Raw genomic sequence first — 22,798 nt, forward strand, 5'->3', positions numbered from 1 at the left:
GGAATTATCACAGAATTATTTAAGAAATGATGTAAACGCTTCACCTCGACGCACTCCGACAAATCGGCTATTCGCCGTGTCCCCCCTTTCTCAGCCCGCAACCCAAAGAGTCATTGCCCCATCGACGAGGGAGAGATGACGTCGAAGACGGGTAAATCATCTACACTCATTAATGATAGGAAAATCAATAAAGCAAGCGGATATTAATGGGAATAGTAAGGCGGATACCTTGAGTAAAGCGTCACTTGATGAGTTTAAACAGTACTTTTTTGATGCGCTGGATATCGTGCCATTGCCCTTATTGATATCGGAAGGGATTGTGACTGATGAAATTGGCAATAACAATCGCGTCCATATTTTCTTTAATCAAGCCTTCCGACAAGAACTCGGCTATACCCTAGATAGTATGCCAGACATCTACCAATGGTTTGAAAAAGCCTATCCGGATCCTACCTATCGGCAAGATGTCATTAACCAGTGGCATCGAGCCGTGCACGAGGCGCAAGCACGCGGTGAACGTACCGTTGAACTTCCGGCATTAATCACCCATGCCAATGGAGAGCAGCGTTGGTATGCGGTCACGGCACAAGTCGATGTCACGCCAAACCCAGATTGGCACATCGTTGTATTTCGAGATATCCATCAACTCAAGACTTCACTCGATGAGACGACGCACGCCTCTCTGACTGATAGTCTGACCCAGCTAGCAAACCGGCGCGGTCTAACAGAATGGTTTAAGCAATATAGTCATCGCACTGCACTCGGCACTATTGTGTTAGATATTGACCGATTTAAGCAGGTCAACGATAGCTTAGGGCATATTGCGGGGGACCGGTTGTTAGTCCAGATCGCAAGCCAACTTAAGCAGTTTTCACCGTCGAAAGCATGCTGTGCCCGTTGGGGAGGCGAAGAGTTTGTTATTATCATACCGGACTGTACACGCCAGGACGTGCTCCAGCTGGCCAACACCCTTTGCCATCATGTTTACCAAGAAGGGTTCTTGTGGCATGCCACTCGCCATCAGGTTAGCGTCAGCGCAGGCATTAGCTTCACAGAAGCGGACCATCATTCACTGGATGAGGTGGTTGCGCGCGCGGACCGAGCAATGTATACCGCCAAACAGCGTGGCCGCAATCAGGTATGCGTGGATCTCCCATAAGCTGCCAATCGTTTACTACTGTCGCATTGCCGCTCGCGGTGTCCAGATCCTATCGAACGTCCCGCCAAGTAAACACCATGTAAACTTGGGATCATCAGCCTCTCCTTTCGCTACATTGTCATTTTGACAGCCTAGATCCCAAATGCGACTTCATCCAACCCCCGCCTGTGGGCGAGTGATGCCGTTATCACGTATCATAAATCAACCCTAAGGAGCCTTTATGAGTTGGATTGAAACGAACGAGGCCATCTTCCGGCTGAGTGTGTTTGTCGCCGTGCTGGCGGTGATGCTACTCGCTGAGTGGCGTAGGCCCAAGCGCCCCCTCACCAGAACACGGCGAGAGCGCTGGCGTGGCAATATTAGTTTGACGGTGTTTAACACCCTAACATTACGCTTGTTTGCCCCGCTAACGGCGGTCGGTACTGCGGCTTGGGCTCAAGCCCATCATGTGGGCGTGTTCAATGTCCTCGCTCTACCCGAGGTATTCGCGATAATACTGACACTGTTGCTGATGGATTTGGCCATTTGGTATCAACACAAGCTATTTCATCAATGGCCTTGGCTATGGCGTTTACATCTTGTCCACCACGCGGACATGGACATTGATGTCACCACGGGAGCACGTTTTCATACCGTAGAAATTTGGCTTTCCATGCTGATTAAATGTTTAGTTGTCATGATACTCGGTGCGCCTGTGATGGGAGTGATCCTTTTTGAGACCTTGCTAAGCGGCATGGCCATGTTTAATCACAGTAATGTCGCCTTGCCCAAACAGGTAGATGCATGGTTACGGCGCGTTATCGTTACCCCCGATATGCACCGGGTGCACCACTCGACCCGTTTTCATGAGTGCAATGCCAACTATGGTTTTAATCTGTCTTGCTGGGACCGCTGGTTTGGTACCTATGTGCCGCAACCGCGTAAAGGCCATCACGGGATGCGTATCGGCTTAGCCGAAGTCAGCCAAGCCACTGACGCCAGTCATATTTTGGGGATGCTGCGTTTACCTTTGCGTTGGCGTATACTTCAGCGCGCCTATCAAAATAACAAGGAGACGCAGGCGCATGAGCCAAGTCATCGTCACATCCAAAAACCCCGCTAAAATCGCCGCCGTTGAAGCTGCCTTTCGTGATGTTTTTCCTGAACAGCCCTTTACGTTTACCGGTGTCGCGGTCCCCAGCGACGTGCCAGACCAACCCATGACAGAGAAAGAAACCTATGCCGGTGCCTGCAACCGTGTTCAGCATGCCAAAGCAAAATACGAAGGGGATTTTTACGTCGGGGTAGAAGCCGGACTAGACCACCAGCATACCTTTGCGTGGATGGTGATCGACGATGGGACGACACGCGGTGAAGCGCGCTCAGCCTCTCTACCGCTTCCGCCAGAGGCACTGCGCGCATTACACCATGGCGAGGAGCTGGGGGATGTGATGGATCGTATGTTCAGCGAGCAGAACGTGAAGCAAAAAGGCGGTGCGATTGGTATGCTCACTGGGCATCGCTTAACGCGCTCAAGCGTTTACCATCAGGCACTTATCTTAGCCTTGATTCCGTTTCTACATCCTCATCTTTACCGCTGATAAGCCAAGAAAAAACGGAGCCAGAAGGCTCCGTTATCAATAAAACTGTGGCGTTTCCGCTAGTCGGTGTGCGCTTTCTGCTCTGCTTCGCTTTTGAGTAAACGCGCCAGCCACGCTTTACTGTCATCATCAAGGCGCTTGAGCTCATTGGATCCGCGCGTCACGGTAGCGATGCCAACCCCCAGCAACTGACTCAGTTGGCGCTGGCTCATTTTACCTTCCAATAGCTCGTGTAAAATATTGATCCTCGCGACCAAGGTATCACGCTCATCTGGCGTCAGTAGCGCCGTCAGCAACGCATCATCATGGCCATCTTGTCCGGCACGACGCACTAAAGCGATAACATCTTGCCACCCTGAAAATGCAGGTGATTGCGACATGGTTTCCTCTCACGGTTAACGTCAGTGCGGCAAGTGTACCATTAATAACGTTTCGCTAACTCGTTGGCCCGTAAAAATTGAACCGGCTCCCCCAATAGCTGACGGTAATAAATTTCAAACATCAGCACATTTTGCACATAATGACGGGTCTCATAAAACGGGATCGACTCGATAAAGGCAATCGCATCCATATGACCTTGCGATCGCTCCAACCAACGTGACACCCGATGCGGGCCAGCATTATAGGCAGCAAAAGCTAAGATGCGATTACTTTCAAAGCGATCCAGCATCATTTTTAGATAGCCACTGCCAAGACGAATGTTCACCCCAGGATCGCTTAAACTCGCCGGCCCTTCGTAGTCATAGCCAAGCTCCCGCGATGTTTCTCGCGCCGTCCGCGGCATGAGCTGCATTAAGCCCCGCGCGCCAACATGAGACACCGCGTGAGTAAAGAAGGCACTCTCTTGCCGAGACAACGCCATTAACGTGGTTTTATCCACCCCTCGCTCACGGCTGAAAAACTCAAACCACCACTGATGGGCAAGCGGGAAACGCAACGATAAGTGATCCCACATTTTTCCGGCGATCGTTGCCTGCACCGCCAAGTGATACCAGTGATTTTTACTGGCGTATGCCGCCAATAACGCAATTTGCGCGTCACTGGCACGGTTGAGGACGTAATACCATTCACGTTTCGCGGCATAGATTTTGTTCAGCGCAATCAGCTCATCCACTCGCGCTAACACATCTTTCACTGGCATCAGCCCTTCTTCTTTGAGTACCGCTGATCGGGAAGGAATATGAATAGCTTGATCCAAATGCTGCGCCGCAGCGACACTGTAGAAGTTGCGCTCTCCCACCATGCTGGCGAAGGCACGATTAGCTTGCTCACTATCCCCTAACTCGAGCTGAATGCGCGCATCCCAATAGCGCCACTTCAACGATTGCTTCTCGCTATCACTGAGCAGCGACAGCCACGCATTAAGCGCGTGCCAATCATCGTCCAATAACGCCAACCGGAAGCGTCGCTCAATCAAGCCATCGTTGCGGGTATTGCGAAGCATGCGATCACGCCACCCCGCAAGAGCAGGATCGTCATCGTTCATCAATTGGCTGATCAGGTAATCGGCAATTTCTTGGCGTTCACGCTTATCATAATGTTGCCCTTCAACCGTACGACGAAACTGACGAATGGCTTGCGCTTCGTCTTTACGCGACAAGCGTTCAAATGCCAGTCGGGTTAGCTTTTGGTTAAAAGGCGTCACCTGACTGCGCTTGGAAAAATCAGCCACCTTCTCAGGCTCATCATAAAGCGCCAGTACCTGCTCGCCTTGTGGCTGATAAGACGCCGGTAATTGGCGATTTAAATACCGCATCAGGCTGCGATTACGTGCTTCAAAGGTTAATAGCATCCGCTGTAAGATCAGCTCTCCGGTTAAGAGTTTTTGCTCAGATAAAAAACCGAATAAGGGATCGCAAGCGCTGTCTACCGACTGACCCGAGAGATAAAGCGATTTCGCCCCACTGCGCGCCAATGCGCGGTTACCAGCCTGACTGTGGGCGTAATAATACTGGCACTGATAACGCTCACCACGCGGGACTTCGGTCTGAAAAGCCACCAAGGTTTTCCATTCCCCTCGGTCGGCAAGCAAGGTCAAATAGTCGGCCCGCAAACTGTTTACAAAAGGCAACGAATTGTAGCGGTTGATAAAGTTAGTGACCGACTTGTGCGACTTTAATGACAAATTGCGAGTAAAGTCACGATAGTCCAAATAGGGATAAAGCGGATAATCGCGAAGCTGGCCCTTTAAGGTGCGAAAGCGCTTGAGGTCACCACGCTCGATGGCGTCGATTGCGGCTTCATATTGGCGCTGTTGCGGCGTTAATTCGGTGCCGTCGGGGGTAGCTGAGGCCAACACCGCCGGCGCGGCAAAGCTGGATGTCACTAATACGCCTGACACTAAAGGGCGCGAGAAGGCACGGACACAGGCGACAGCGAGACGATACGCTGCGCCATATGGCCGGGAGAAGGCAGTGAGTAATTCCATGTCAACGGTTGCTCCTGTGTTCCTAACATCGAGTAGACAACAGCCTGGCAGGCAAATTCCCTCGATGTTAACGCCTGAATATGACGATCACTGTTAAACTTGGCAAAGTTAACGTTAGAATAGCGTCTTTCACTCCACAACTATTAACGCGAGCAGAAATGGCTGAGTACGTATATACCATGTCGCGGGTGAGCAAGATCGTGCCACCTAAGCGCCAAATTCTGAAAGATATTTCTCTATGTTTCTTCCCCGGCGCCAAGATCGGTGTGTTGGGTCTAAACGGTGCGGGTAAATCGACCCTATTGCGCATCATGGCCGGTATCGATACCGACATTGAGGGTGAAGCCCGTGCGCAACCAGGCTTAAAAGTGGGTTATCTGCCCCAAGAACCGGTATTGGACGAAGACAAAACGGTTCGTGAAACCGTCGAAGAAGCGGTTGCCGATGTTAAAGACGCGTTGAACCGACTCGATGCGGTTTACGCGGCTTACGCTGATCCAGATGCAGATTTTGACGCCTTGGCGCAAGAACAAGGCGAACTGGAAGCCTTGATCCAAGCGAAAGACGGTCACAACCTCGACAACGCCCTTGAACGTGCCGCTGACGCCTTGCGCCTCCCTGAGTGGGATGCACAAATTAAGCACCTTTCGGGTGGTGAGCGCCGTCGTGTTGCCATTTGTCGCTTGCTCCTTGAGAAACCAGATATGCTGCTTCTTGATGAGCCAACCAACCACTTGGATGCCGAATCTGTTGCATGGCTTGAGCGCTTCTTGGTCGATTACACCGGTACTGTGGTGGCGATTACCCACGACCGCTACTTCTTGGATAACGCTGCTGGCTGGATTCTGGAGCTTGACCGTGGTGAAGGTATTCCTTGGGAAGGTAACTATACCTCCTGGCTGGAACAGAAAGACGTTCGCTTGAAGCAAGAAGCGTCACAAGAAAAAGCACGTCAAAAAACCATCGAGAAAGAGCTCGAGTGGGTGCGTCAGAATCCAAAAGGACGTCAGGCCAAATCTAAAGCGCGTATGGCGCGTTTCGAAGAGCTTAATACGTCGGATTATCAACGCCGTAACGAGACCAATGAGCTGTTTATCCCGCCGGGTCCACGCTTAGGCGACAAGGTCATTGAGGTGAACAACCTCACCAAATCCTTTGGGGATCGTGTCTTGATTGACGATTTATCGTTCAGTGTGCCTAAAGGGGCCATCGTCGGTATTATCGGTCCAAACGGTGCAGGTAAATCGACGCTGTTTAAGATGCTAAGTGGCACTGAGCAACCAGACTCAGGCACCGTGGAAGTGGGTGACACCGTCCAATTGGCATCGGTGGATCAGTTCCGTGACAGCATGGATGACAATAACACTGTCTACGACGAGATCTCAGAAGGAGCGGACATCATTCGCATTAACAACTTTGAGTTGCCAGCGCGCGCCTATGTGTCACGTTTCAACTTTAAAGGGAGCGATCAGCAAAAACGCATCGGTGAGCTTTCCGGTGGTGAGCGTAACCGTGTCCACCTTGCCAAGCTGCTTAAAGCAGGCGGCAACGTGCTCCTTCTCGACGAACCGACTAACGACCTTGACGTAGAAACCTTGCGTGCACTCGAAGAAGCTCTGCTTGAATTCCCAGGCTGTGCCATGGTGATCTCGCACGACCGCTGGTTCTTAGACCGTATTGCAACCCATATTCTTGACTATCGTGACGAAGGCCAAGTGAACTTCTTCGAAGGTAACTTTGCTGAATACACCGATTGGTTGAAGAAAACCTTAGGGGCGCAAGCCGCTGAGCCGCACCGCATCAAGTACAAGCGCGTCGCGAAGTAATCGCCGCACGACAGGCCCTGCTGGACGGGTTGAGGTAGCATTCTACTGCCTCAGCCCCCAGCGGGGCTTTTTATGCGTCCTAAACCGTATTGTCTCCGGTACATAGCGCAATAAAGGTAACCAAACGTTGCAAAAGTGAGACAAAACGTCTAATTCCCGTGCCATCTGCACCCCATTGCCTACACTGAAAACAGATATCTAGAGGAGATGCTGTCATGTCAGAGCGTAGAAAATATTCCCGCGTGATGTATCGTGCTCCCGCGATACTCAAACAGGATGGTCGTGAATGGCACGCACACGTACTCGATTTATCCCTAAAAGGCGTGCTACTCAGTTTGCCCAACAATTGGGAATCTGACCCTGAGCGTAAAGAGTTCGACTTGGTCTTTTTTCTCCATGATTCAGAGATAGAATTAGACATGGAGTGCATTCTCGTGAACAACTGCGCGAATTACTTACATCTTTATATCGATCACATTGACATTGATAGTGCCAGTCATTTAAAAAGGCTCGTTGAACTTAACGTCGGCAACGATGAACTTCTCCATCGCGAGCTCGCACAACTGACTGACCATATAGCGGAGCCACAAGCTTAGTGCCCGCGCGGTCATGGACGGTATTTAATGCAGGCCAGCAGTAGCCAGTCATGACAGATCACATTCATATCGCCGTCACGCACCCCAATGGCGTGAAGCACTTCACCCTCTGCCCCACTCGTAAAAAGGTGGTGCAGACGCTCGCGCTTGTGTTGCTCGCACTGCTCACCGTCACCTTTGCCAGCTTGTACTTTCTCTCTGCACGCTCAACAGAGGCCGAAGCCGCCGTGGAACGTTTGCGGGATGAACGGGCTGCGCTGAATGCGGAACTAGCGGTCCTGCAACAAAAACGGGATGAGTTAACCGCAACCATTGAAAATAAAGACGTTGAGCTCACTGCACTCACGCAACGCGTGGTGACCGTCGAGGATATGCTGGGGTTAAACTCGGTCGCTAAAGACGCCTCACTCACTCACCGTTTAGACGTCGCGGCCATTAACTCTGCAGTGCGGTACACCATGTTGCAGCTCATTCCCAACGGCAAACCGATTGAAAGTTATCGGCGCTCATCCGGATTTGGTTCACGCACACATCCAGTCACCGGCAAAGCCAAATTTCATATGGGATTAGATTTGACCGCAGACAAGGGCACGCCTGTTTATGCACCTGCAGATGGCGTGGTGGAATACGTACGCCCGAGTCGCAAAAAAGGCTATGGCAACTTTGTCAAAATCGACCATGCTTTCGGCTTTATGACCTTGTACGCACACCTCGATAAGTTCAATGTGCGCAGTGGTCAGTTCGTGAAAAAAGGCGACCTGATTGCTTGGTCCGGCAACACAGGGTTATCGACAGGCCCTCACTTACACTATGAAGTCCGTTTTTTGGGACGCGCGCTGGACCCGCGCCGCTTTATTAAATGGAGCGCTGAGAACTTTGATACCTTGCTGGAAAAAGAAAAACGTGTGGGTTGGGGCCATTTAGTTTCGGTAGTAGAAAACTTGGTAGAAACTCAGGTTCAGGTCGCCAATATGCCCGACCCCGAGCCACCGCTAAGTACCGCGCAACAGCGCGAGGCGGATTTAGACGTGACACCTACCAACGTCTCGATGTAGTCACTCAACAAAGCTCACAGAGATCGGCGCCTGCGCAGCGAGACACGTGAGCTTTGTTGTTTATCACTGCGGTTAGAGGTCTTCTAACACATCCAACGCATCAGACAGCTTGCTTACCCCAAAGACTTGCATGCCCTCAAGCGGCTGCTTTGGCATATTCGCTTTCGGGACGACCGCTTTTTTAAAGCCGTGTTTCGCCGCTTCCATCAAGCGCTCTTGACCACTCGGCACAGGGCGAATTTCACCGGCCAAGCCAACTTCACCAAAGACCACCAAATCACGGGGTAAAGGCCGATCGCGGAAACTAGAGATCAGCGCCAACAACAAAGCGAGGTCGGCACTGGTTTCAGTCACTTTGACGCCACCCACCACATTGACGAACACGTCTTGATCCGACATTTGCAGCCCGCCATGTTTGTGCAACACCGCCAACAATAACGCCAGTCGGTTTTGTTCTAAACCCACCGCGACACGACGAGGATTGGCTAACTGCGAATAGTCGACCAGTGCTTGTAGCTCTACCAACAAAGGACGGGTCCCTTCCCATACCACCATCACCGAACTTCCCGACGTCTGTTCTTCACCACGGGAAAGGAAAATCGCCGAAGGGTTGCTGACTTCTTTCAGCCCTTGCCCGGTCATCGCGAACACACCCAATTCATTTACCGCCCCAAAGCGGTTTTTGTGGCTGCGTAAGGTTCTAAAGCGACTGTCACTTGATCCATCGAGTAGAATCGAACAGTCAATACAGTGCTCGAGCACTTTCGGCCCAGCCAAGGTGCCGTCTTTGGTCACATGGCCAACCATAAATATCGCCACATTGTGCTGTTTCGCGTAGCGCGTTAAGGCGGCGGCTGACTCGCGTACTTGAGACACGCTACCCGGTGCCGATTGCACATCACCGACATGCATGACTTGAATGGAGTCGATAACCATGATTTTAGGTTGCTCTTTCTTAGCGACCTGACAAATGGTTTCTACGCTGGTTTCGGACAACAGCTTGAGTTTATCTTTGGGAAGCCCAAGTCGGTCAGCACGCATCGCAACCTGTTGGAGTGACTCTTCACCAGTGATGTATAGCGTCGGTAAGTGCTGCGCTAAGCCCACCATGGTTTGCAATAGCAAAGTACTTTTACCGGCGCCCGGGTTGCCCCCAATCAAAATGGCCGCGCCAGGCACAATCCCACCACCTAGGACACGGTCTAGCTCTTTAAAACCACTGCTCAGGCGTGGCACTTCTTGCAAGTCAATCTCTTGCAACGTCTGTACTTTACCTTCCGCACTCCCCGCGTAGCCGGCATATTTTTCGTTGCGCGCGACTTGAGGGGACGCGGCAAGGCGTACTTCAGTGATGGTATTCCACGCACCGCACGCTGAGCATTGCCCTTGCCAGCGGGGAAAATCAGCGCCACAGTCATTACACACGTAGGCCCGTTTTGTTTTTGCCATTCGCACTCCAATACGTATGATGTCAGCTAATTCACAAAATGATTGCTATCTTATTAATTATTCCCAAACTTTTTTGATAGCGTGCCGCTACAAAAGCAGGCCAATACTTTAACAGACTTTGCCATGAAGCAGGATGATTACCAGGGACTGATTGAGCAACTGCTTCCTCTTTCCCAAACCCCAAAATTTGAGGTGCTGCTCGACAAGCTAACAGCTAACGAGCCGAACTCTGCCAAGCTGCTGATCAAAATGGAGATCAGGCGGCTGATGGCGCCGTGTAATCGCACCATTGATTTGCGCGGGAAAGTCGATGGCGAATGTCACGAATATGACTTGCATGGCAAGAAGCATTGGTTGGACGACGTCGCCATTAACTATTACTACGAGCGCTTGCCACTTTATAATGGACAACTGACCCAAGGGTTATGGGAAGATCTACATAACACCCCAAATAACTTTCGCGTCCAACACGAGAAAGCCAAGCAGAACCAGCAAAAAGGGCAAGGCCCAGTCACCGACAGTGCCCAAACGGCGTTATTACCCGAGAAGCTGACCTTTGGCAGCTATCTATCACGCAGCGAAAGTCGCATTCACTATGCTACGCAAGTCTTGATCACCTTGCAGTCGGGTCAGGAAGTTCACGGGACCACCAGCGACTTATCAAACTYAGGCTGCCGCGTGCGCGTCCCCGCCGCCTTTGACTACCCGCCAAGCTCAGAAGTCACTGTCCGGTTTGCGGCGTTAGCAAAGAAGTATCTCGACCCTGATCTTGAAGATGGCTTGAGCTACCGCATTATTGGTGTGGACCAAAACAATGATAGTACGAGCAATGCTTGGTTACGCCTGCGTCTTGATACCAGCAGTGACGCCATCAAACGGGCATTGGAGTCAGAGATGGCATCGCCAGACTTTCGCGGGAAACAAGACGGGGAAGATAAACTGCTGACCCTCAAGCTGCAAAGCTATGAGCAGTCATTTTTGCATCATACCAGCGTACTGCCGCTCTATTTTGCGCAAGATAAAATGGCGTACGTGCTTAAAACGCGACAAAACCACAGCCTTTGGGATTACTGGCATGATGAACGCAACCAGCCTGTGATCAATCACCTTTTCGACCCACAACGCCTTTCATTATTACAAGTCGAAGGGGCGGCCAATAGCCAGCTACTGCTTTACTGTTTTTATGTTGAAAAAAATAAACGTCGCTTTTTCTACTCGGCCTCTCCTAGTGAGATGAGTGTGGAAGAGCGCCAGCTGTTTTGGAAATTAGGGGCTAAGCGGGCATCTTGGCGGGCATTTAAAGTGACCATGTCGGCCATCACGGCTGCCGATATCGAACGACTGCAGGATGTATCGCCAGACTGGCTCAACAAATTGAAGACATTGACGCACRTGGCGCTGGTACAGGATGTAACACATCATGATGCGCAGCAGGCCTACTTAAGTCATCCGAAACCCGAACGCTCAAGCCAAGCACTGCGCCGCTTTTTACATGAGCGTAATCCTGTGAGCCAAGCCAGCTTAATTTCCTCCGATATGCAGCCGCAGCGCCGTGAGCCACGTTATCAATACCGCTCTAAGGTCTCTTTGGTGCATGCTGAACAGGGATTTATGGAAGGTGCCCTGTTGGATTTTTCCTCGGGTGGACTGAATGTCGCACTCAAGCAACCCTTTCAAGGGGCAAAAGACGATCTGATCTCTGTCTCTCTCGATGCCTTTGTGAAGATCGACCGCCGCGCGCCCTTGGTAGATATACCGTATCAGGTTATCCGAGTCAGCCCTAAACGGAATAATATCCAGCTAAAGCTGGTCAACGAGGCCCCGAATACCCGCCGGCGCCAATACTTACGCCGTTTGATTGAGCACAACCAAGAAAAACTCACCGTGTTAGATGAGATCTTACCCGATCCGCCACTGGTGCGAGCCATGCACCAACTATTGCTGACCCGACTCACCGTGCAACCTTACTTTATACGCCGAGACAATGGCGTACTCTCGGTATCCGCGGTCGGCATTAACCTACCACCGAGCCGGTTGCACCGATTACTGGAGCGCGCCGGTGGAGGGCGGCAGATTTCCTTCTACCCCTTGTTTGGCGACAAAATTCATACGCGCACGCATGAGGTTTCTCGTCCCTCTCAACCGCAAAAAGAACTGATCCGCGAATACTATGTCTGGATGGACATGCAAGATGAAATCGTACGCAGAGTGCATACCTTCGCGGATAGCGAGTTTGAGTCCGACGATGCCCGCCGCAAGTTTATTGAGCTGGCTCAGCGCGGTGGTCTATTTGCCGTACTGCGCAACCGCATGGCGCCGCTTGCTCATGCGGAACAAGAAATCAATCCCGAAAAACTCGCGGCATTGTTACAACGCGATACCCATAAAGCACGCCAGCTTGAGGATGAGTTTGCCGCACTGTGCGCGTATGGCGAGCTGGTCGATGTCACCGATGAGGTGCTGATGCGCCTCGGCTGTTAGCGGGTCTGCCAACTGATACGTCCCTCGCGCAAGCTTGCCGACAGGATACAAAGCACACCGCCTAACCAAGTGTGTTTCACCGCCGCTTGCGCTTGGGCGTTGACCATCGGCTTAGCATGGTAAGCAACACCAAGCCCGGCGGCGTTCATCATGGGTAAATCGTTGGCACCATCCCCGACCGCAAGGGTATTTTCTGCTGCGATATCATATTGTTGTGCCAGCATCGTCAGCACGTCTGCCTTCCGCTGCGCGTCGACCACGCGCCCTTCCACTTCCCCCGTTAGCTTTCCTTGCGCTATCGAGAGTTGGTTGGACTCGGCATAATCCAATGACAGCGTGTCTTTAAGGTGATCAGAGAAATAGGTAAAGCCACCAGAGGCAATTGCCACCTTCCAGCCATGCGCACGCAAACTGGCGACTAAACGCGCCATATCTGGCATCAAAGGCAACGTAGATTTCACTGACGCTAGGATTTGGCTGTCCGCGCCTTTCAACGCGGCAACACGCTCGCGCAAACTGGCTTCAAAGTCTAATTCACCCAGCATGGCACGTTCTGTCACCGCGGAGACCGCATCCCCAACCCCCGCTAACGCAGCTATTTCATCAATACATTCGATTTGAATCGCGGTTGAATCCATATCGAATACCGCAAGACCCGGCTGACTGAGATCTGGCAGACCGTGCACGTCCGCACAATCTAGGCCAAGCAAATGGACAATGGTTTGATGCGCATCGGTTAATGGCCCCGCCATTAATAAGACTTCATAAGGCCCTACCCGCCAGCCATCAATCGGTGTCACCGCTTCGCCAGTAAAAAAAGCAATATCATCAAGCTGGCGCGGATCTAACAGCTCACCAAAGAGCACCCATCCACCTTGACGTCGGGTATAGCGACTGTAGGTCGACAACGATGGGAAACGTTGATAAAGCGTTGGGGTGCGGTAAATTTTAAAAGGCGTCGCGTCCATGGTTGTAGGCGTCCTTGCGGCCGAAGCCGTCGATTGAATAGTGAATGAATCGTATTGAGGCTGTGATACCATAAAACCAGCACTGAGCTCCAGTGCAATTTATTCTGGCGATTTAGCTTATGAGGTGGCTATGTTTACGGTTTCGCGACAAGCACTGCGACGCGTGGTGAAATGGGGGATCTTGTTCAGTGCGATCGCTGCAATTGCGGCGTTGATGCTTTACAGCACGACATTAAGCCAGCGCCAATATCAAGCGCTCTACCAACAAACGGATGAACTGGCACAACTGATAACCCGTCAGATTGGCGCACAAGCCTACGACGCCTTGGTGGATAAGAACTATCAGCCATTACAAACTATGGCCGATGCCTTGATCAAAGAGCCTCTGATCCGCGATGCGAGTTTCTACCGCCTAAACGGCCAGGCCGTGGTGCACTCGGCTAATGCACTGCCGCTCGAAACGGCGGTTGGATTGACCACACCGCTTGGGTTAGAAAGCCGCGGCCGTCAGCAACTCATGGCCCCCATTAGCCGAGAGGGCGATGTAGCAGGCTTTCTCCGTCTCACGCTAGAACATCAGGCGGTCACAGAAAAAGCCCATCACCAATTGCAAGAGAACATGAATCAGTTTCGCACCCTGCTAGTACTTGCGATTCTGTTGGGAGCATTGCTGGTTGGCATGCTTAAGCGTCGCGACAGCCAAACCTCATTGCTTCCTTGGTAACCCAACTCAGCGACGTACGCGCCTCAAACCTCACTCATAAAAAAAGAGATGGCCAAAGCCATCTCTTTGATGCATGAATCCTTTATCCTTACAGGAAGGATTGTCCATAGTCCATCGGCGACGTGCCAAAATAAGCCGCCAGTGATTGGCCAATATCGGCAAAGGTTTCACGGCGACCTAATGACCCCGCAGGTACCTTGCTGCCATAAACCAGAGCAGGAATGTGCTCACGAGTATGGTCAGTGCCCGGCCAAGTCGGATCACAGCCGTGGTCTGCGGTAAGGATCAAGACATCATCTTCTTCCAGCATGGCCATGATTTCTGGCAAACGCGCATCGAAGTATTCCAAGGCCGCAGCGTAACCAGCCACATTACGGCGGTGACCATATGCAGAGTCAAAATCAACAAAGTTGGTAAAGACTAAGCTGTTATCACCCGCGTCTTTGATCGCGTCTTTGGTCGCGTCAAACAGCGCTTCAAGGCCAGTCGCTTTGATCTTTTTGGTGATCCCGCAATGGGCGTAGATGTCGGCAATCTTACCAATCGAAATCACGTCACCGCCTTTCTCGTCCACGATTTTTTGCAATACCGTGGCCGATGGTGGCTCAACTGACAAATCACGACGGTTACCCGTACGCTCAAATTGGCCTTTGCCTGGGCCCACAAATGGACGCGCAATCACACGACCAATGTTGTAGTCTTCCAGCTCTTCACGCACGATTTGGCAAAGCTCGTACAGGTTATCGAGGCCGTAGGTTTCCTCGTGACACGCGATTTGGAACACAGAATCTGCAGAGGTGTAGAAAATCGGCTTACCGGTTTTCATGTGCTCTTCGCCCAAATCGTCCAGCACTTGGGTTCCTGACGCATGACAGTTACCCAAATAGCCCGGCAGCTTGGCACGCTCGACAATACGATCTAGCAGCGCTTGCGGGAAGCTATTGGTCTGTTCAGTGAAGTAACCCCAATCAAATAGCACGGGGACACCGGCAATTTCCCAGTGACCAGACGGGGTATCTTTGCCAGATGACAACTCTTTCGCGTGCGCATAGGCACCGATGATCTCTGCGTTGGCATCTAGCCCTTCAGGGAAGTAACCCGATGATTCTTCACATGCCTTACCTAGACCTAATTTGGTGAGGTTTGGCAATGAAAGCGGGCCGCTGCGGTCGGCATTATCCGCTTCGCCTTTGGCACACGCTTGAGCAATGTGGCCCAAGGTATTAGCACCTTGGTCACCGAATTTAACTGCGTCTTCAGTGGCACCAATACCAAATGAATCTAAAACTAATACTATTGCGCGTTTCATGATCGCCTCCGTTAGACGTCTTCTAGGCTGATGCGACGGTAAACGTCTGGCGTCGTACTTGGCGCCGTATCAGCCACTTTTACTGCGGCTCGCACCGCATTCGCCGCTTGTTGCCATTGCTCTTCAGTTTGAGCATGGAGCATGGCGAGCGGTGTTTGCCCGTCCACGTGTTGCCCCAGACGAATCATTTCGTTCAGCCCAACGGCATAATCAATTTTATCGCTAGCAACCCGACGGCCGCCACCTATTTCTACCATAGCCATGCCCAATGCTCGGGTATCCATGGCACTGACTATACCTGAATCCGTCGCGCAGACTGGCTTAATGATAGCGGCGGTAGAAAGATAGCGCTCCGGCGACTCGACAAAGTCACGCGGACCACCCAGTCCAGCCACCATTTTGGCAAAGCACTCAGCCGCACGGCCACTGTCTAGTGCTTCATCCAGTTTCTGTTTTGCGCTGTTCACATCGTCTGCAAGCCCGCTAATCACCAGCATATCCGCACACAGTGCCATAGTGACATTGTACAAGCGTGGATTGCGGTATCGACCGGTCAGAAAATCAACCGCTTCTTTGACTTCTAGCGCATTGCCGGCAGAGGATGCCAATACTTGGTTCATATCGGTTAACAAAGCGCTCGTTTTCGTACCTGCGCCATTGGCAACCGCCACAATCGATTTGGCAAGCGCCTCGGAATCTTCATACGTGGGCATAAATGCCCCCGACCCCACTTTGACATCCATCACCAATGCATCTAACCCTGCCGCCAGTTTTTTCGACAAGATAGAAGCGGTGATCAGAGAAATGTTGTCCACGGTTGCCGTGACATCGCGGGTCGCATAAACGCGTTTATCCGCTGGCGCCAAAGAGCCGGTTTGCCCGATAATCGCAACGCCAGCATCGCGTGTGACATCACCAAACACTTGGTTACTCGGCATGATGTTATAGCCGGGAATCGATTCCAGTTTATCTAGCGTTCCCCCCGTGTGTCCTAGACCTCGGCCGGAAATCATGGGCACATAACCGCCACATGCTGCTACCATAGGGCCAAGCATTAATGAGGTCACATCACCGACACCACCGGTCGAATGTTTATCCACCACGGGACCATCAAAATTCATATGTGACCAATCGATGGTCATTCCCGAGTCGCGCATTGCACACGTCAGAGCAACACGCTCATCCATGGTCATGTCGTTGAAGTAAATCGCCATCGCAAAGGCGGCAATTTGCCCCTCTGAGACCGATTCGTCGGCCACCCCTTGGATAAATGTATAGATTTCTTCTTTGCTTAACGCGATGTTGTCACGTTTCTTACGAATAATTTCCTGAGGTAAGATCATCCATCCTCCTTACCGGCAAGACAGGACAAGCAGTCACTTGCCCTGCGAATCTCATCACTAAGGATTAGTAGCCGCCTTGCGCTGCTTTTTCACCTTCACCCAGCGTATGTAATAAGTTCGCTAACAAGCTTGAGGCGCCAAAGCGATAGTGACGGCTGTCTGCCCAGCTCTCGCCCAAGATACGATCCGCCATCGCGAGGTATTGCTGCGCATCCTCAGCAGTGCGTACGCCACCGGCTGGCTTAAAGCCCACTTTATCCGCGACACCTTTGTCTTTAATCACGTTCAGCATAATTTCTGCCGCTTCTGGCGTGGCATTCACCGCCACTTTACCGGTCGAGGTTTTGATAAAGTCAGCGCCCGCATCAATTGAGATTTCAGACGCACGCTTGATAAGCACATCTGTTTTCAGTTCACCGCTTTCGATGATGACTTTTAGCAGCGCTTGATCGCCACAGGCAGCTTTGCATTGTTTGACCAGTTCAAAACCGATCTCTTCGTTACCCGCCATCAATGCACGATAGGGGAAAACAACGTCAACTTCATCGGCGCCATAGGCAACGGCCGCCTTGGTTTCAGCCACGGCAATATCGATATCATCATTGCCGTGAGGGAAGTTAGTAACGGTGGCGATGCGCACCTCAGGGGTGCCTTGCTCACGCAGCGCTTTTTTTGCCACCGGAATGAAACGTGGATAGATGCAGATCGCAGCCGTGTTACCAACTGGTGATTTCGCGTTCTGACACAAAGCGATCACTTTTTCATCCGTGTCATCATCATTCAGTGTGGTTAGATCCATTAATTTCAGTGCGCGTAGGGCTGCGGTTTGTAATTCGTTCATGGGTATCTCCAGTCCTCATTCTTTTGCCAAACAGTTATGGGTTGGCCACTGTGTAAACAACCTATTAGCAGGTTGCCGTTCAGCGGACTTGGCTCCTTGAAGTTTGAGGCTGGACATCTCGCCGCCTTCAACCAACCATCCTTGTTGCCGCGTGCAAACGTGATGTGTTTGCGTATTCCGCCGTTGGACGTTCTAGATTGGGGCTAGCCACACCTTGTTGCTAACCATAAGAGGAAAATAAGGGATTGTGGCACCCTCAAACTATGACGGTGTTCACTTATTTTACCAACGCCATCCAAGCAAAACTAGATTTTACCGTTTCTGTTGAAATACACACTGTTGCCCACCAGCACCAATCGCAAACATGGTGAATATTTAGCCGATTAAGAAAAGAAACGCTCCACCACCCACTGGTAACCAACGCCTCCCAAATAGACACCGACAATTCCCATTATTCCTGATAAAACCGGTGGCGCAGGGATAGGGAGTTTAATCGCACTGAATAACACCCCGACCAAAAAACCCGCCACAAGCGCCAGTAAGACTTCCTGCATAGTATTTCCTTATTTTGTTGATAGATATCGCACTAACTAAGTATGGTCATCACAAATAAAAACGCCACACAGTCTCCTGTGTGGCGTTTTTGATGACACATGGTTGGAGGAATTAACCCATCATGGTCAAGGTTAGGAACAGACCAGCAATGGTTGCAGACATCAGGTTAGATAGCGTACCTGCCGCAACAGCTTTCATACCAAAGCGTGCAATGTCTGGACGACGGTTTGGCGCAAGGCCACCCAGACCACCCAGCAGGATGGCGACAGATGACAAGTTTGCAAAGCCACACAATGCGAATGAAATGATCGCTTGTGTTTTCTGCGTCATCAGTGCACCTGTTTGCGCGACTAACTGACCGTTTTCACCTAGATACTGGGTGAAGTTCAAGTAAGCAACGAATTCGTTCACAACCAGTTTCTGGCCGATGAAAGAACCGGCAACGATGGCTTCTTCCCATGGCACACCAATCAAGAAGGCAAGCGGAGCGAAAACATAACCTAGAATGAGCTCAAGCGTGATGTCTGGATAACCGAACCAGCCACCGATGCCGCCTAGCATGCCGTTAATCAGTGCAATCAAGCCGATGAATGCTAGTAGCATCGCGCCCACGTTTAGCGCCAGTTGCATACCTGATGATGCACCCGCTGCAGCCGCGTCAATCACGTTCGCTGGCTTATCAACACCTTCAGCAGTTGCATCTGCCATTTGCTCGACAGGCTCTTCTGTTTCAGGCTTGATGATTTTCGCAAACAGAAGACCACCCGGTGCCGCCATAAAGGATGCCGCGATGAGGTACTCAAGTGGCACGCCCATTGACGCATAACCGGCCAGTACACCACCAGCGACAGAGGCAAGACCACCACACATAACGGCAAACAGCTCAGATTGGGTCATACGCGGTACGAATGGGCGAATCACCAATGGCGCTTCAGTTTGACCCACAAAGATGTTAGCGGTTGCTGACATGGACTCGGCACGTGATGTACCCAGTGCTTTTTGTAGGCCACCACCCAGTACATTGATCACAACCTGCATGATACCTAGGTAGTAAAGTACGCTGATCAGTGATGAGAAGAAGACGATGACAGGCAGAACTTTCAGCGCGAAGACGAAACCGCCACCGCCGAACAGTTCAAACATTTTGCCAGAAACCAGCCCACCGAAGATAAAGCTGATCCCTTCATCACCATAGGCGATGACGTTGGCAACGTATTGTGATGCACCGTACAAGATGTCACGACCCACGTCGACATACAGTACGAAAGCACCGAAAAAGAGTTGGATAGCGAATGCGCCACCCACGGTACGGAGGTTAATCGCTTTGCGGTTATCGGAGAGAAGGACTGCAATCCCCAGCAGCACCATCATCCCTACCACGCTCATCAGCAGGCTCATAGTTTTGGCATCCTCAAAAATAAAAATTGGCGTCTCGACAAAGTGGAATTTGGTTTCCGGGGAGGGATTATACGCATGCAAGTCACATTAAAGTAATATTCCAATCACAGTTCGCTGTAAAACTATTCTGCAATGCATCAACAAGTATGACTTTGATCTACTTTTGTGAGCTTATACGAGTGCAAACGTTTGGCTTTAGACGATAGCGGCTTATTTAAGACTAAACAATCGCTCAGCATTGCCTGATGTTTCAGTCAGTAGACGATCTTCATCACAGTCTTTTAACTCACAGAGAGCGTCTGCCACCCGAGAAACCTGTGCTGGGGTATTGGCTTTTCCTTGAAATCCTGCCAAAGGCATATCCGGCGCATCGGTTTCCAGTAACAGATGTGAAAGAGGTAAATGTTGAATCGCTTGACGGGTCTTATTGGCGCGCGAATAGGTAATGGTTCCACCTACTCCCAACATCAAACCCGCATCGATAAACTGCTTGCCTTGCTGTGCGCTACCACTAAAGGCATGAAGCACGCCGCGTACCCCCGGATACGCTTTAAGCACACGCAATAATTGGTTATGGGATTGGCGACTGTGCAAAATAATGGGTAAGTCATAACGGCGAGCCAGCCATAACTGCCCTTCCAGTAAGGCGTGCTGGCGCTGCTTCATCTCTGCGCTATTCGCGACAAAATAGTCTAAACCCGCTTCGCCTACCGCCACGCAAGATAGCGGCCGTGATACCAGCGCGTCTTCTAATGCGGCAAGACTCGAGTCAGTGTGCGTGTCGACAAAACAAGGATGCAGCCCAAGCCCGGCATAGATGCCAGCAAAGCGCTCTGTCAACGCTAACACCGCCTGCCAGTTTTGTTCACTCACGCTGGGCACTATCATCCGCGTGACGCCCACCTCACGTGCCGCTTGCCAATATTGCGCGGGCGCTTGGTTAAACGGAGGAAAATCAAAATGACAATGGGTATCAATCATGCTTGTCAGTGCGATTTATCTGAGTATGTGATTCGCGTTTTACCGGCACGCAACTGCGTCGGTTCTCAGGAATGAGCCCCATGCGTTGGCACCATGCATCATAACGCGCTACCCACCTTTTGATGGCCAAAGCTATCTTCATCACTATCCTCTTAAAGTAAAATGCCGCCCTATAAAGACGGCATTATAGAAGGTTTGCCCCTCATCCGCAGGGAGCCTCACCCGCAGGGAACGAACCTGCTCCCCTACATGAGTGCGATGCCTTTGGCATCAACCCGCTTACTTAGTGCTCACGCGTTGCCCGCAATTGAATGTCCGGGAAGCGCTCTTGGGTCAGGTTGAGGTTGACCATGGTCGGTGCGATATAGGTAAGATTGTCACCACCATCCAGCGCGAGGTTGGCTTGGTTTTTACGCTGGAAGTCGTCGAGTTTTTTCTCATCCTCACATTCGACCCAACGTGCAGTCGCCACGTTAATCGACTCATAAATCGCATCAACGTTGTATTCCGCTTTCAAGCGTGCCACCACCACATCAAACTGCAGCACACCAACCGCACCAACGATAAGATCGTTCGATTGTAGCGGACGGAAGACCTGTACCGCACCTTCTTCCGAAAGCTGGACCAGACCTTTAAGCAGCTGCTTTTGACGCAAAGGATCACGCAAGCGAATGCGGCGGAACAGTTCAGGCGCAAAGTTAGGGATCCCAGAAAACTTAAGATCTTCGCCTTGTGTAAAGGTGTCCCCAATTTGGATAGTGCCATGATTGTGCAAACCGATAATATCACCGGCGTAAGCATCTTCGGCTCGCGCGCGATCACCCGCCATAAAGGTCACGGCGTCAGAGATATTAATTTGTTTGCCCAAGCGCACATGTTTTAACTTCATACCTTGCTGGTACTGACCGGATACCACTCGAACAAAGGCAATTCGGTCACGGTGACGGGGATCCATGTTGGCCTGAATCTTAAAGACGAAGCCGGTGAATTTTTCTTCGTCGGCATTAACGACACGATCCGGCGTCGGACGAGAGAGCGGTTTCGGCGCCCAAGCCGTTAACCCATCCAACATATGATCGACACCAAAGTTACCCAGTGCCGTACCAAAAAAGACCGGTGTTAAGTCGCCACTGAGAAACAGCTCGCGATCAAATTCATGCGACGCGCCCATGACCAGCTCGAGCTCATCACGTAAGTCTTGTGCAATATCAGCACCAATTGCTTCATCCAATTCGGGGTTGTCCAACCCTTTAATGATGCGAGCTTCTTGAATGGTGTGACCTTGGCCAGACTGATACAAGATGCTTTCATCACGATGAATGTGATACACCCCTTTAAACCCTTTACCACAACCAATTGGCCATGACACTGGCGCACAGGCAATATTGAGCTCACTTTCTACTTCATCCAGCAGCTCCATCGGATCGCGAATATCACGGTCCAATTTGTTCATAAAGGTAATAATCGGGGTATCGCGCAACCGCGTAACTTCCATCAACTTACGGGTACGATCCTCAACACCTTTTGCTGCGTCAATCACCATCAAACAGGAGTCAACCGCGGTGAGGGTTCGATAAGTATCTTCCGAGAAATCCTCGTGCCCTGGGGTATCAAGCAGGTTGACCAAACAGTCATTGTACGGGAATTGCATTACCGACGTGGTCACGGAGATCCCCCGCTCTTTCTCCATATCCATCCAGTCAGATTTTGCATGGTGGTTAGAGCCGCGCCCTTTGACCGTCCCGGCGGTTTGAATCGCACGTCCGAATAGCAGGACTTTTTCAGTAATCGTGGTTTTACCCGCATCCGGGTGCGAGATAATCGCAAAGGTGCGTCGTTTATCAACTTCCTGTTGCAGCGGTGTATTAGACATAGCAAGTTATCTTCTTGATTTATTCAGGCGGCAATCAGGCGCCAACTGAGGGGGTTAATCACAAAGGGAACGTATTTTCGCTGATCTTGTAGCCAGCTTCAATTCACAAATCTGACTTGGCACTGTTATCTGTGTTCGTTAGGGTCAAGATTGCTTGCCAAACACATCACAAATGTTGCCAATTGAACGCAGCGTGGTGTCGTTATTGGTGAAGCACGTGTATAATTAGCGC

At 51.2% G+C, this 22,798-nt stretch carries 19 protein-coding genes; 8 read left to right on the forward strand and 11 right to left on the reverse strand.

What is annotated here, in order from left to right; all coding sequences use genetic code 11:
* Positions 1-229 precede the first annotated feature (229 nt).
* From BZJ18_RS09180 to yjjX, 3 genes are all read left to right on the forward strand, one after another.
* Positions 230-1,159 carry a sensor domain-containing diguanylate cyclase gene (locus BZJ18_RS09180; protein WP_158011271.1) on the forward strand — a complete coding sequence of 310 codons (930 nt, stop codon included), beginning with the start codon at positions 230-232 and terminating at the stop codon, positions 1,157-1,159.
* A 220-nt stretch (positions 1,160-1,379) separates the two neighbouring features.
* Entirely contained in the window at positions 1,380-2,261 is an 882-nt protein-coding gene (locus BZJ18_RS09185; protein WP_077456219.1) for a sterol desaturase family protein, read from the forward strand.
* A complete protein-coding gene (yjjX, locus tag BZJ18_RS09190; protein ID WP_077456221.1) occupies positions 2,224-2,739 on the forward strand; it encodes an inosine/xanthosine triphosphatase in 516 nt (171 codons plus the stop codon). Before BZJ18_RS09185 ends, yjjX begins: the two co-directional genes overlap by 38 nt.
* A gap of 59 nt (positions 2,740-2,798) precedes the next feature.
* Here yjjX and trpR read toward each other — a convergent pair whose 3' ends face one another.
* Both trpR and sltY read right to left on the reverse strand, forming a co-directional pair.
* On the reverse strand, positions 2,799-3,119 hold the full coding sequence (gene trpR, locus BZJ18_RS09195) for a trp operon repressor (RefSeq protein ID WP_069589177.1): 321 nt from the start codon (positions 3,117-3,119) through the stop codon (positions 2,799-2,801).
* Positions 3,120-3,160: 41 nt separating this feature from the next.
* The gene (gene sltY, locus BZJ18_RS09200) at positions 3,161-5,167 is read right to left on the reverse strand and encodes a murein transglycosylase (RefSeq protein ID WP_077456223.1); all 2,007 of its coding nucleotides are present in this window, start codon (positions 5,165-5,167) and stop codon (positions 3,161-3,163) included.
* Positions 5,168-5,325: 158 nt separating this feature from the next.
* On the opposite strand from sltY, the gene ettA reads away from it, so the two are divergent.
* The 3 genes from ettA to BZJ18_RS09215 all read left to right on the forward strand — a co-directional run bounded on the left by ettA (position 5,326) and on the right by BZJ18_RS09215 (position 8,644).
* Complete coding sequence (ettA, locus tag BZJ18_RS09205; protein WP_077456225.1) at positions 5,326-6,993, forward strand: energy-dependent translational throttle protein EttA; 1,668 nt, start codon at positions 5,326-5,328, stop codon at positions 6,991-6,993.
* Positions 6,994-7,208: 215 nt separating this feature from the next.
* Positions 7,209-7,589, forward strand: a complete 381-nt coding sequence (locus BZJ18_RS09210) for a PilZ domain-containing protein (protein ID WP_077456227.1) — start codon at positions 7,209-7,211, stop codon at positions 7,587-7,589.
* A gap of 50 nt (positions 7,590-7,639) precedes the next feature.
* Positions 7,640-8,644, forward strand: coding sequence for a peptidoglycan DD-metalloendopeptidase family protein (locus tag BZJ18_RS09215; RefSeq protein WP_069589171.1), 1,005 nt, complete (start codon positions 7,640-7,642; stop codon positions 8,642-8,644).
* 72 nt (positions 8,645-8,716) lie between these two features.
* Here the strand turns inward: BZJ18_RS09215 and radA are convergent, their stop codons facing one another.
* Positions 8,717-10,093, reverse strand: coding sequence for a DNA repair protein RadA (gene radA, locus BZJ18_RS09220; protein WP_069589170.1), 1,377 nt, complete (start codon positions 10,091-10,093; stop codon positions 8,717-8,719).
* A gap of 123 nt (positions 10,094-10,216) precedes the next feature.
* Here radA and BZJ18_RS09225 point away from each other — a divergent pair, with 123 nt between their 5' ends.
* Positions 10,217-12,574: a PilZ domain-containing protein gene (locus BZJ18_RS09225; protein ID WP_077456229.1), complete on the forward strand. Its 2,358-nt coding sequence runs from the start codon at positions 10,217-10,219 to the stop codon at positions 12,572-12,574.
* Here BZJ18_RS09225 and serB read toward each other — a convergent pair.
* Positions 12,571-13,542 carry a phosphoserine phosphatase gene (gene serB / locus BZJ18_RS09230; RefSeq protein WP_077456231.1) on the reverse strand — a complete coding sequence of 324 codons (972 nt, stop codon included), beginning with the start codon at positions 13,540-13,542 and terminating at the stop codon, positions 12,571-12,573. The genes BZJ18_RS09225 and serB overlap by 4 nt on opposite strands.
* Before the next feature lie 130 nt (positions 13,543-13,672).
* Here serB and BZJ18_RS09235 point away from each other — a divergent pair, with 130 nt between their 5' ends.
* Entirely contained in the window at positions 13,673-14,266 is a 594-nt protein-coding gene (locus BZJ18_RS09235; protein WP_077456233.1) for an AhpA/YtjB family protein, read from the forward strand.
* An 88-nt stretch (positions 14,267-14,354) separates the two neighbouring features.
* On the opposite strand, the gene BZJ18_RS09240 is transcribed toward BZJ18_RS09235, so the two are convergent.
* From BZJ18_RS09240 to prfC, 7 genes are all read right to left on the reverse strand, one after another.
* Complete coding sequence (locus tag BZJ18_RS09240) at positions 14,355-15,575, reverse strand: phosphopentomutase (RefSeq protein WP_077456235.1); 1,221 nt, start codon at positions 15,573-15,575, stop codon at positions 14,355-14,357.
* 11 nt (positions 15,576-15,586) lie between these two features.
* The gene (gene deoA, locus BZJ18_RS09245; protein ID WP_077456237.1) at positions 15,587-16,918 is read right to left on the reverse strand and encodes a thymidine phosphorylase; all 1,332 of its coding nucleotides are present in this window, start codon (positions 16,916-16,918) and stop codon (positions 15,587-15,589) included.
* A gap of 64 nt (positions 16,919-16,982) precedes the next feature.
* Positions 16,983-17,759 carry a deoxyribose-phosphate aldolase gene (gene deoC / locus BZJ18_RS09250; protein WP_077456239.1) on the reverse strand — a complete coding sequence of 259 codons (777 nt, stop codon included), beginning with the start codon at positions 17,757-17,759 and terminating at the stop codon, positions 16,983-16,985.
* 383 nt (positions 17,760-18,142) lie between these two features.
* Complete coding sequence (locus BZJ18_RS09255; RefSeq protein ID WP_069589159.1) at positions 18,143-18,313, reverse strand: XapX domain-containing protein; 171 nt, start codon at positions 18,311-18,313, stop codon at positions 18,143-18,145.
* A 112-nt stretch (positions 18,314-18,425) separates the two neighbouring features.
* Positions 18,426-19,712 (reverse strand): NupC/NupG family nucleoside CNT transporter, encoded by a 1,287-nt coding sequence (locus tag BZJ18_RS09260; protein WP_069589158.1) that lies wholly within the window; start codon positions 19,710-19,712, stop codon positions 18,426-18,428.
* A 210-nt stretch (positions 19,713-19,922) separates the two neighbouring features.
* Positions 19,923-20,693 (reverse strand): TatD family hydrolase, encoded by a 771-nt coding sequence (locus BZJ18_RS09265; protein ID WP_077456241.1) that lies wholly within the window; start codon positions 20,691-20,693, stop codon positions 19,923-19,925.
* A gap of 283 nt (positions 20,694-20,976) precedes the next feature.
* Positions 20,977-22,566, reverse strand: coding sequence for a peptide chain release factor 3 (gene prfC / locus BZJ18_RS09270; protein ID WP_069589155.1), 1,590 nt, complete (start codon positions 22,564-22,566; stop codon positions 20,977-20,979).
* Between the last annotated feature and the right edge of the window lie 232 nt (positions 22,567-22,798).

It is taken from the genome of Salinivibrio sp. IB872 (genome assembly GCF_001995345.1).
GTDB lineage: Bacteria > Pseudomonadota > Gammaproteobacteria > Enterobacterales > Vibrionaceae > Salinivibrio > Salinivibrio proteolyticus.

Excerpts from the sequence above, each read along its gene's own strand:
- deoA (WP_077456237.1), bottom strand. The coding sequence starts at position 16,918 with ATGATCTTACCTCAGGAAATTATTCGTAAGAAACGTGACAACATCGCG.
- BZJ18_RS09210 (WP_077456227.1), top strand. The coding sequence starts at position 7,209 with ATGTCAGAGCGTAGAAAATATTCCCGCGTGATGTATCGTGCTCCCGCG.
- BZJ18_RS09255 (WP_069589159.1), bottom strand. The coding sequence starts at position 18,313 with ATGCAGGAAGTCTTACTGGCGCTTGTGGCGGGTTTTTTGGTCGGGGTG.
- radA (WP_069589170.1), bottom strand. The coding sequence starts at position 10,093 with ATGGCAAAAACAAAACGGGCCTACGTGTGTAATGACTGTGGCGCTGAT.
- serB (WP_077456231.1), bottom strand. The coding sequence starts at position 13,542 with ATGGACGCGACGCCTTTTAAAATTTACCGCACCCCAACGCTTTATCAA.
- BZJ18_RS09185 (WP_077456219.1), top strand. The coding sequence starts at position 1,380 with ATGAGTTGGATTGAAACGAACGAGGCCATCTTCCGGCTGAGTGTGTTT.
- BZJ18_RS09215 (WP_069589171.1), top strand. The coding sequence starts at position 7,640 with ATGACAGATCACATTCATATCGCCGTCACGCACCCCAATGGCGTGAAG.
- prfC (WP_069589155.1), bottom strand. The coding sequence starts at position 22,566 with ATGTCTAATACACCGCTGCAACAGGAAGTTGATAAACGACGCACCTTT.
- BZJ18_RS09265 (WP_077456241.1), bottom strand. The coding sequence starts at position 20,693 with ATGATTGATACCCATTGTCATTTTGATTTTCCTCCGTTTAACCAAGCG.
- yjjX (WP_077456221.1), top strand. The coding sequence starts at position 2,224 with ATGAGCCAAGTCATCGTCACATCCAAAAACCCCGCTAAAATCGCCGCC.
- deoC (WP_077456239.1), bottom strand. The coding sequence starts at position 17,759 with ATGAACGAATTACAAACCGCAGCCCTACGCGCACTGAAATTAATGGAT.
- trpR (WP_069589177.1), bottom strand. The coding sequence starts at position 3,119 with ATGTCGCAATCACCTGCATTTTCAGGGTGGCAAGATGTTATCGCTTTA.
- BZJ18_RS09240 (WP_077456235.1), bottom strand. The coding sequence starts at position 15,575 with ATGAAACGCGCAATAGTATTAGTTTTAGATTCATTTGGTATTGGTGCC.
- BZJ18_RS09260 (WP_069589158.1), bottom strand. The coding sequence starts at position 19,712 with ATGAGCCTGCTGATGAGCGTGGTAGGGATGATGGTGCTGCTGGGGATT.
- sltY (WP_077456223.1), bottom strand. The coding sequence starts at position 5,167 with ATGGAATTACTCACTGCCTTCTCCCGGCCATATGGCGCAGCGTATCGT.
- BZJ18_RS09235 (WP_077456233.1), top strand. The coding sequence starts at position 13,673 with ATGTTTACGGTTTCGCGACAAGCACTGCGACGCGTGGTGAAATGGGGG.
- ettA (WP_077456225.1), top strand. The coding sequence starts at position 5,326 with ATGGCTGAGTACGTATATACCATGTCGCGGGTGAGCAAGATCGTGCCA.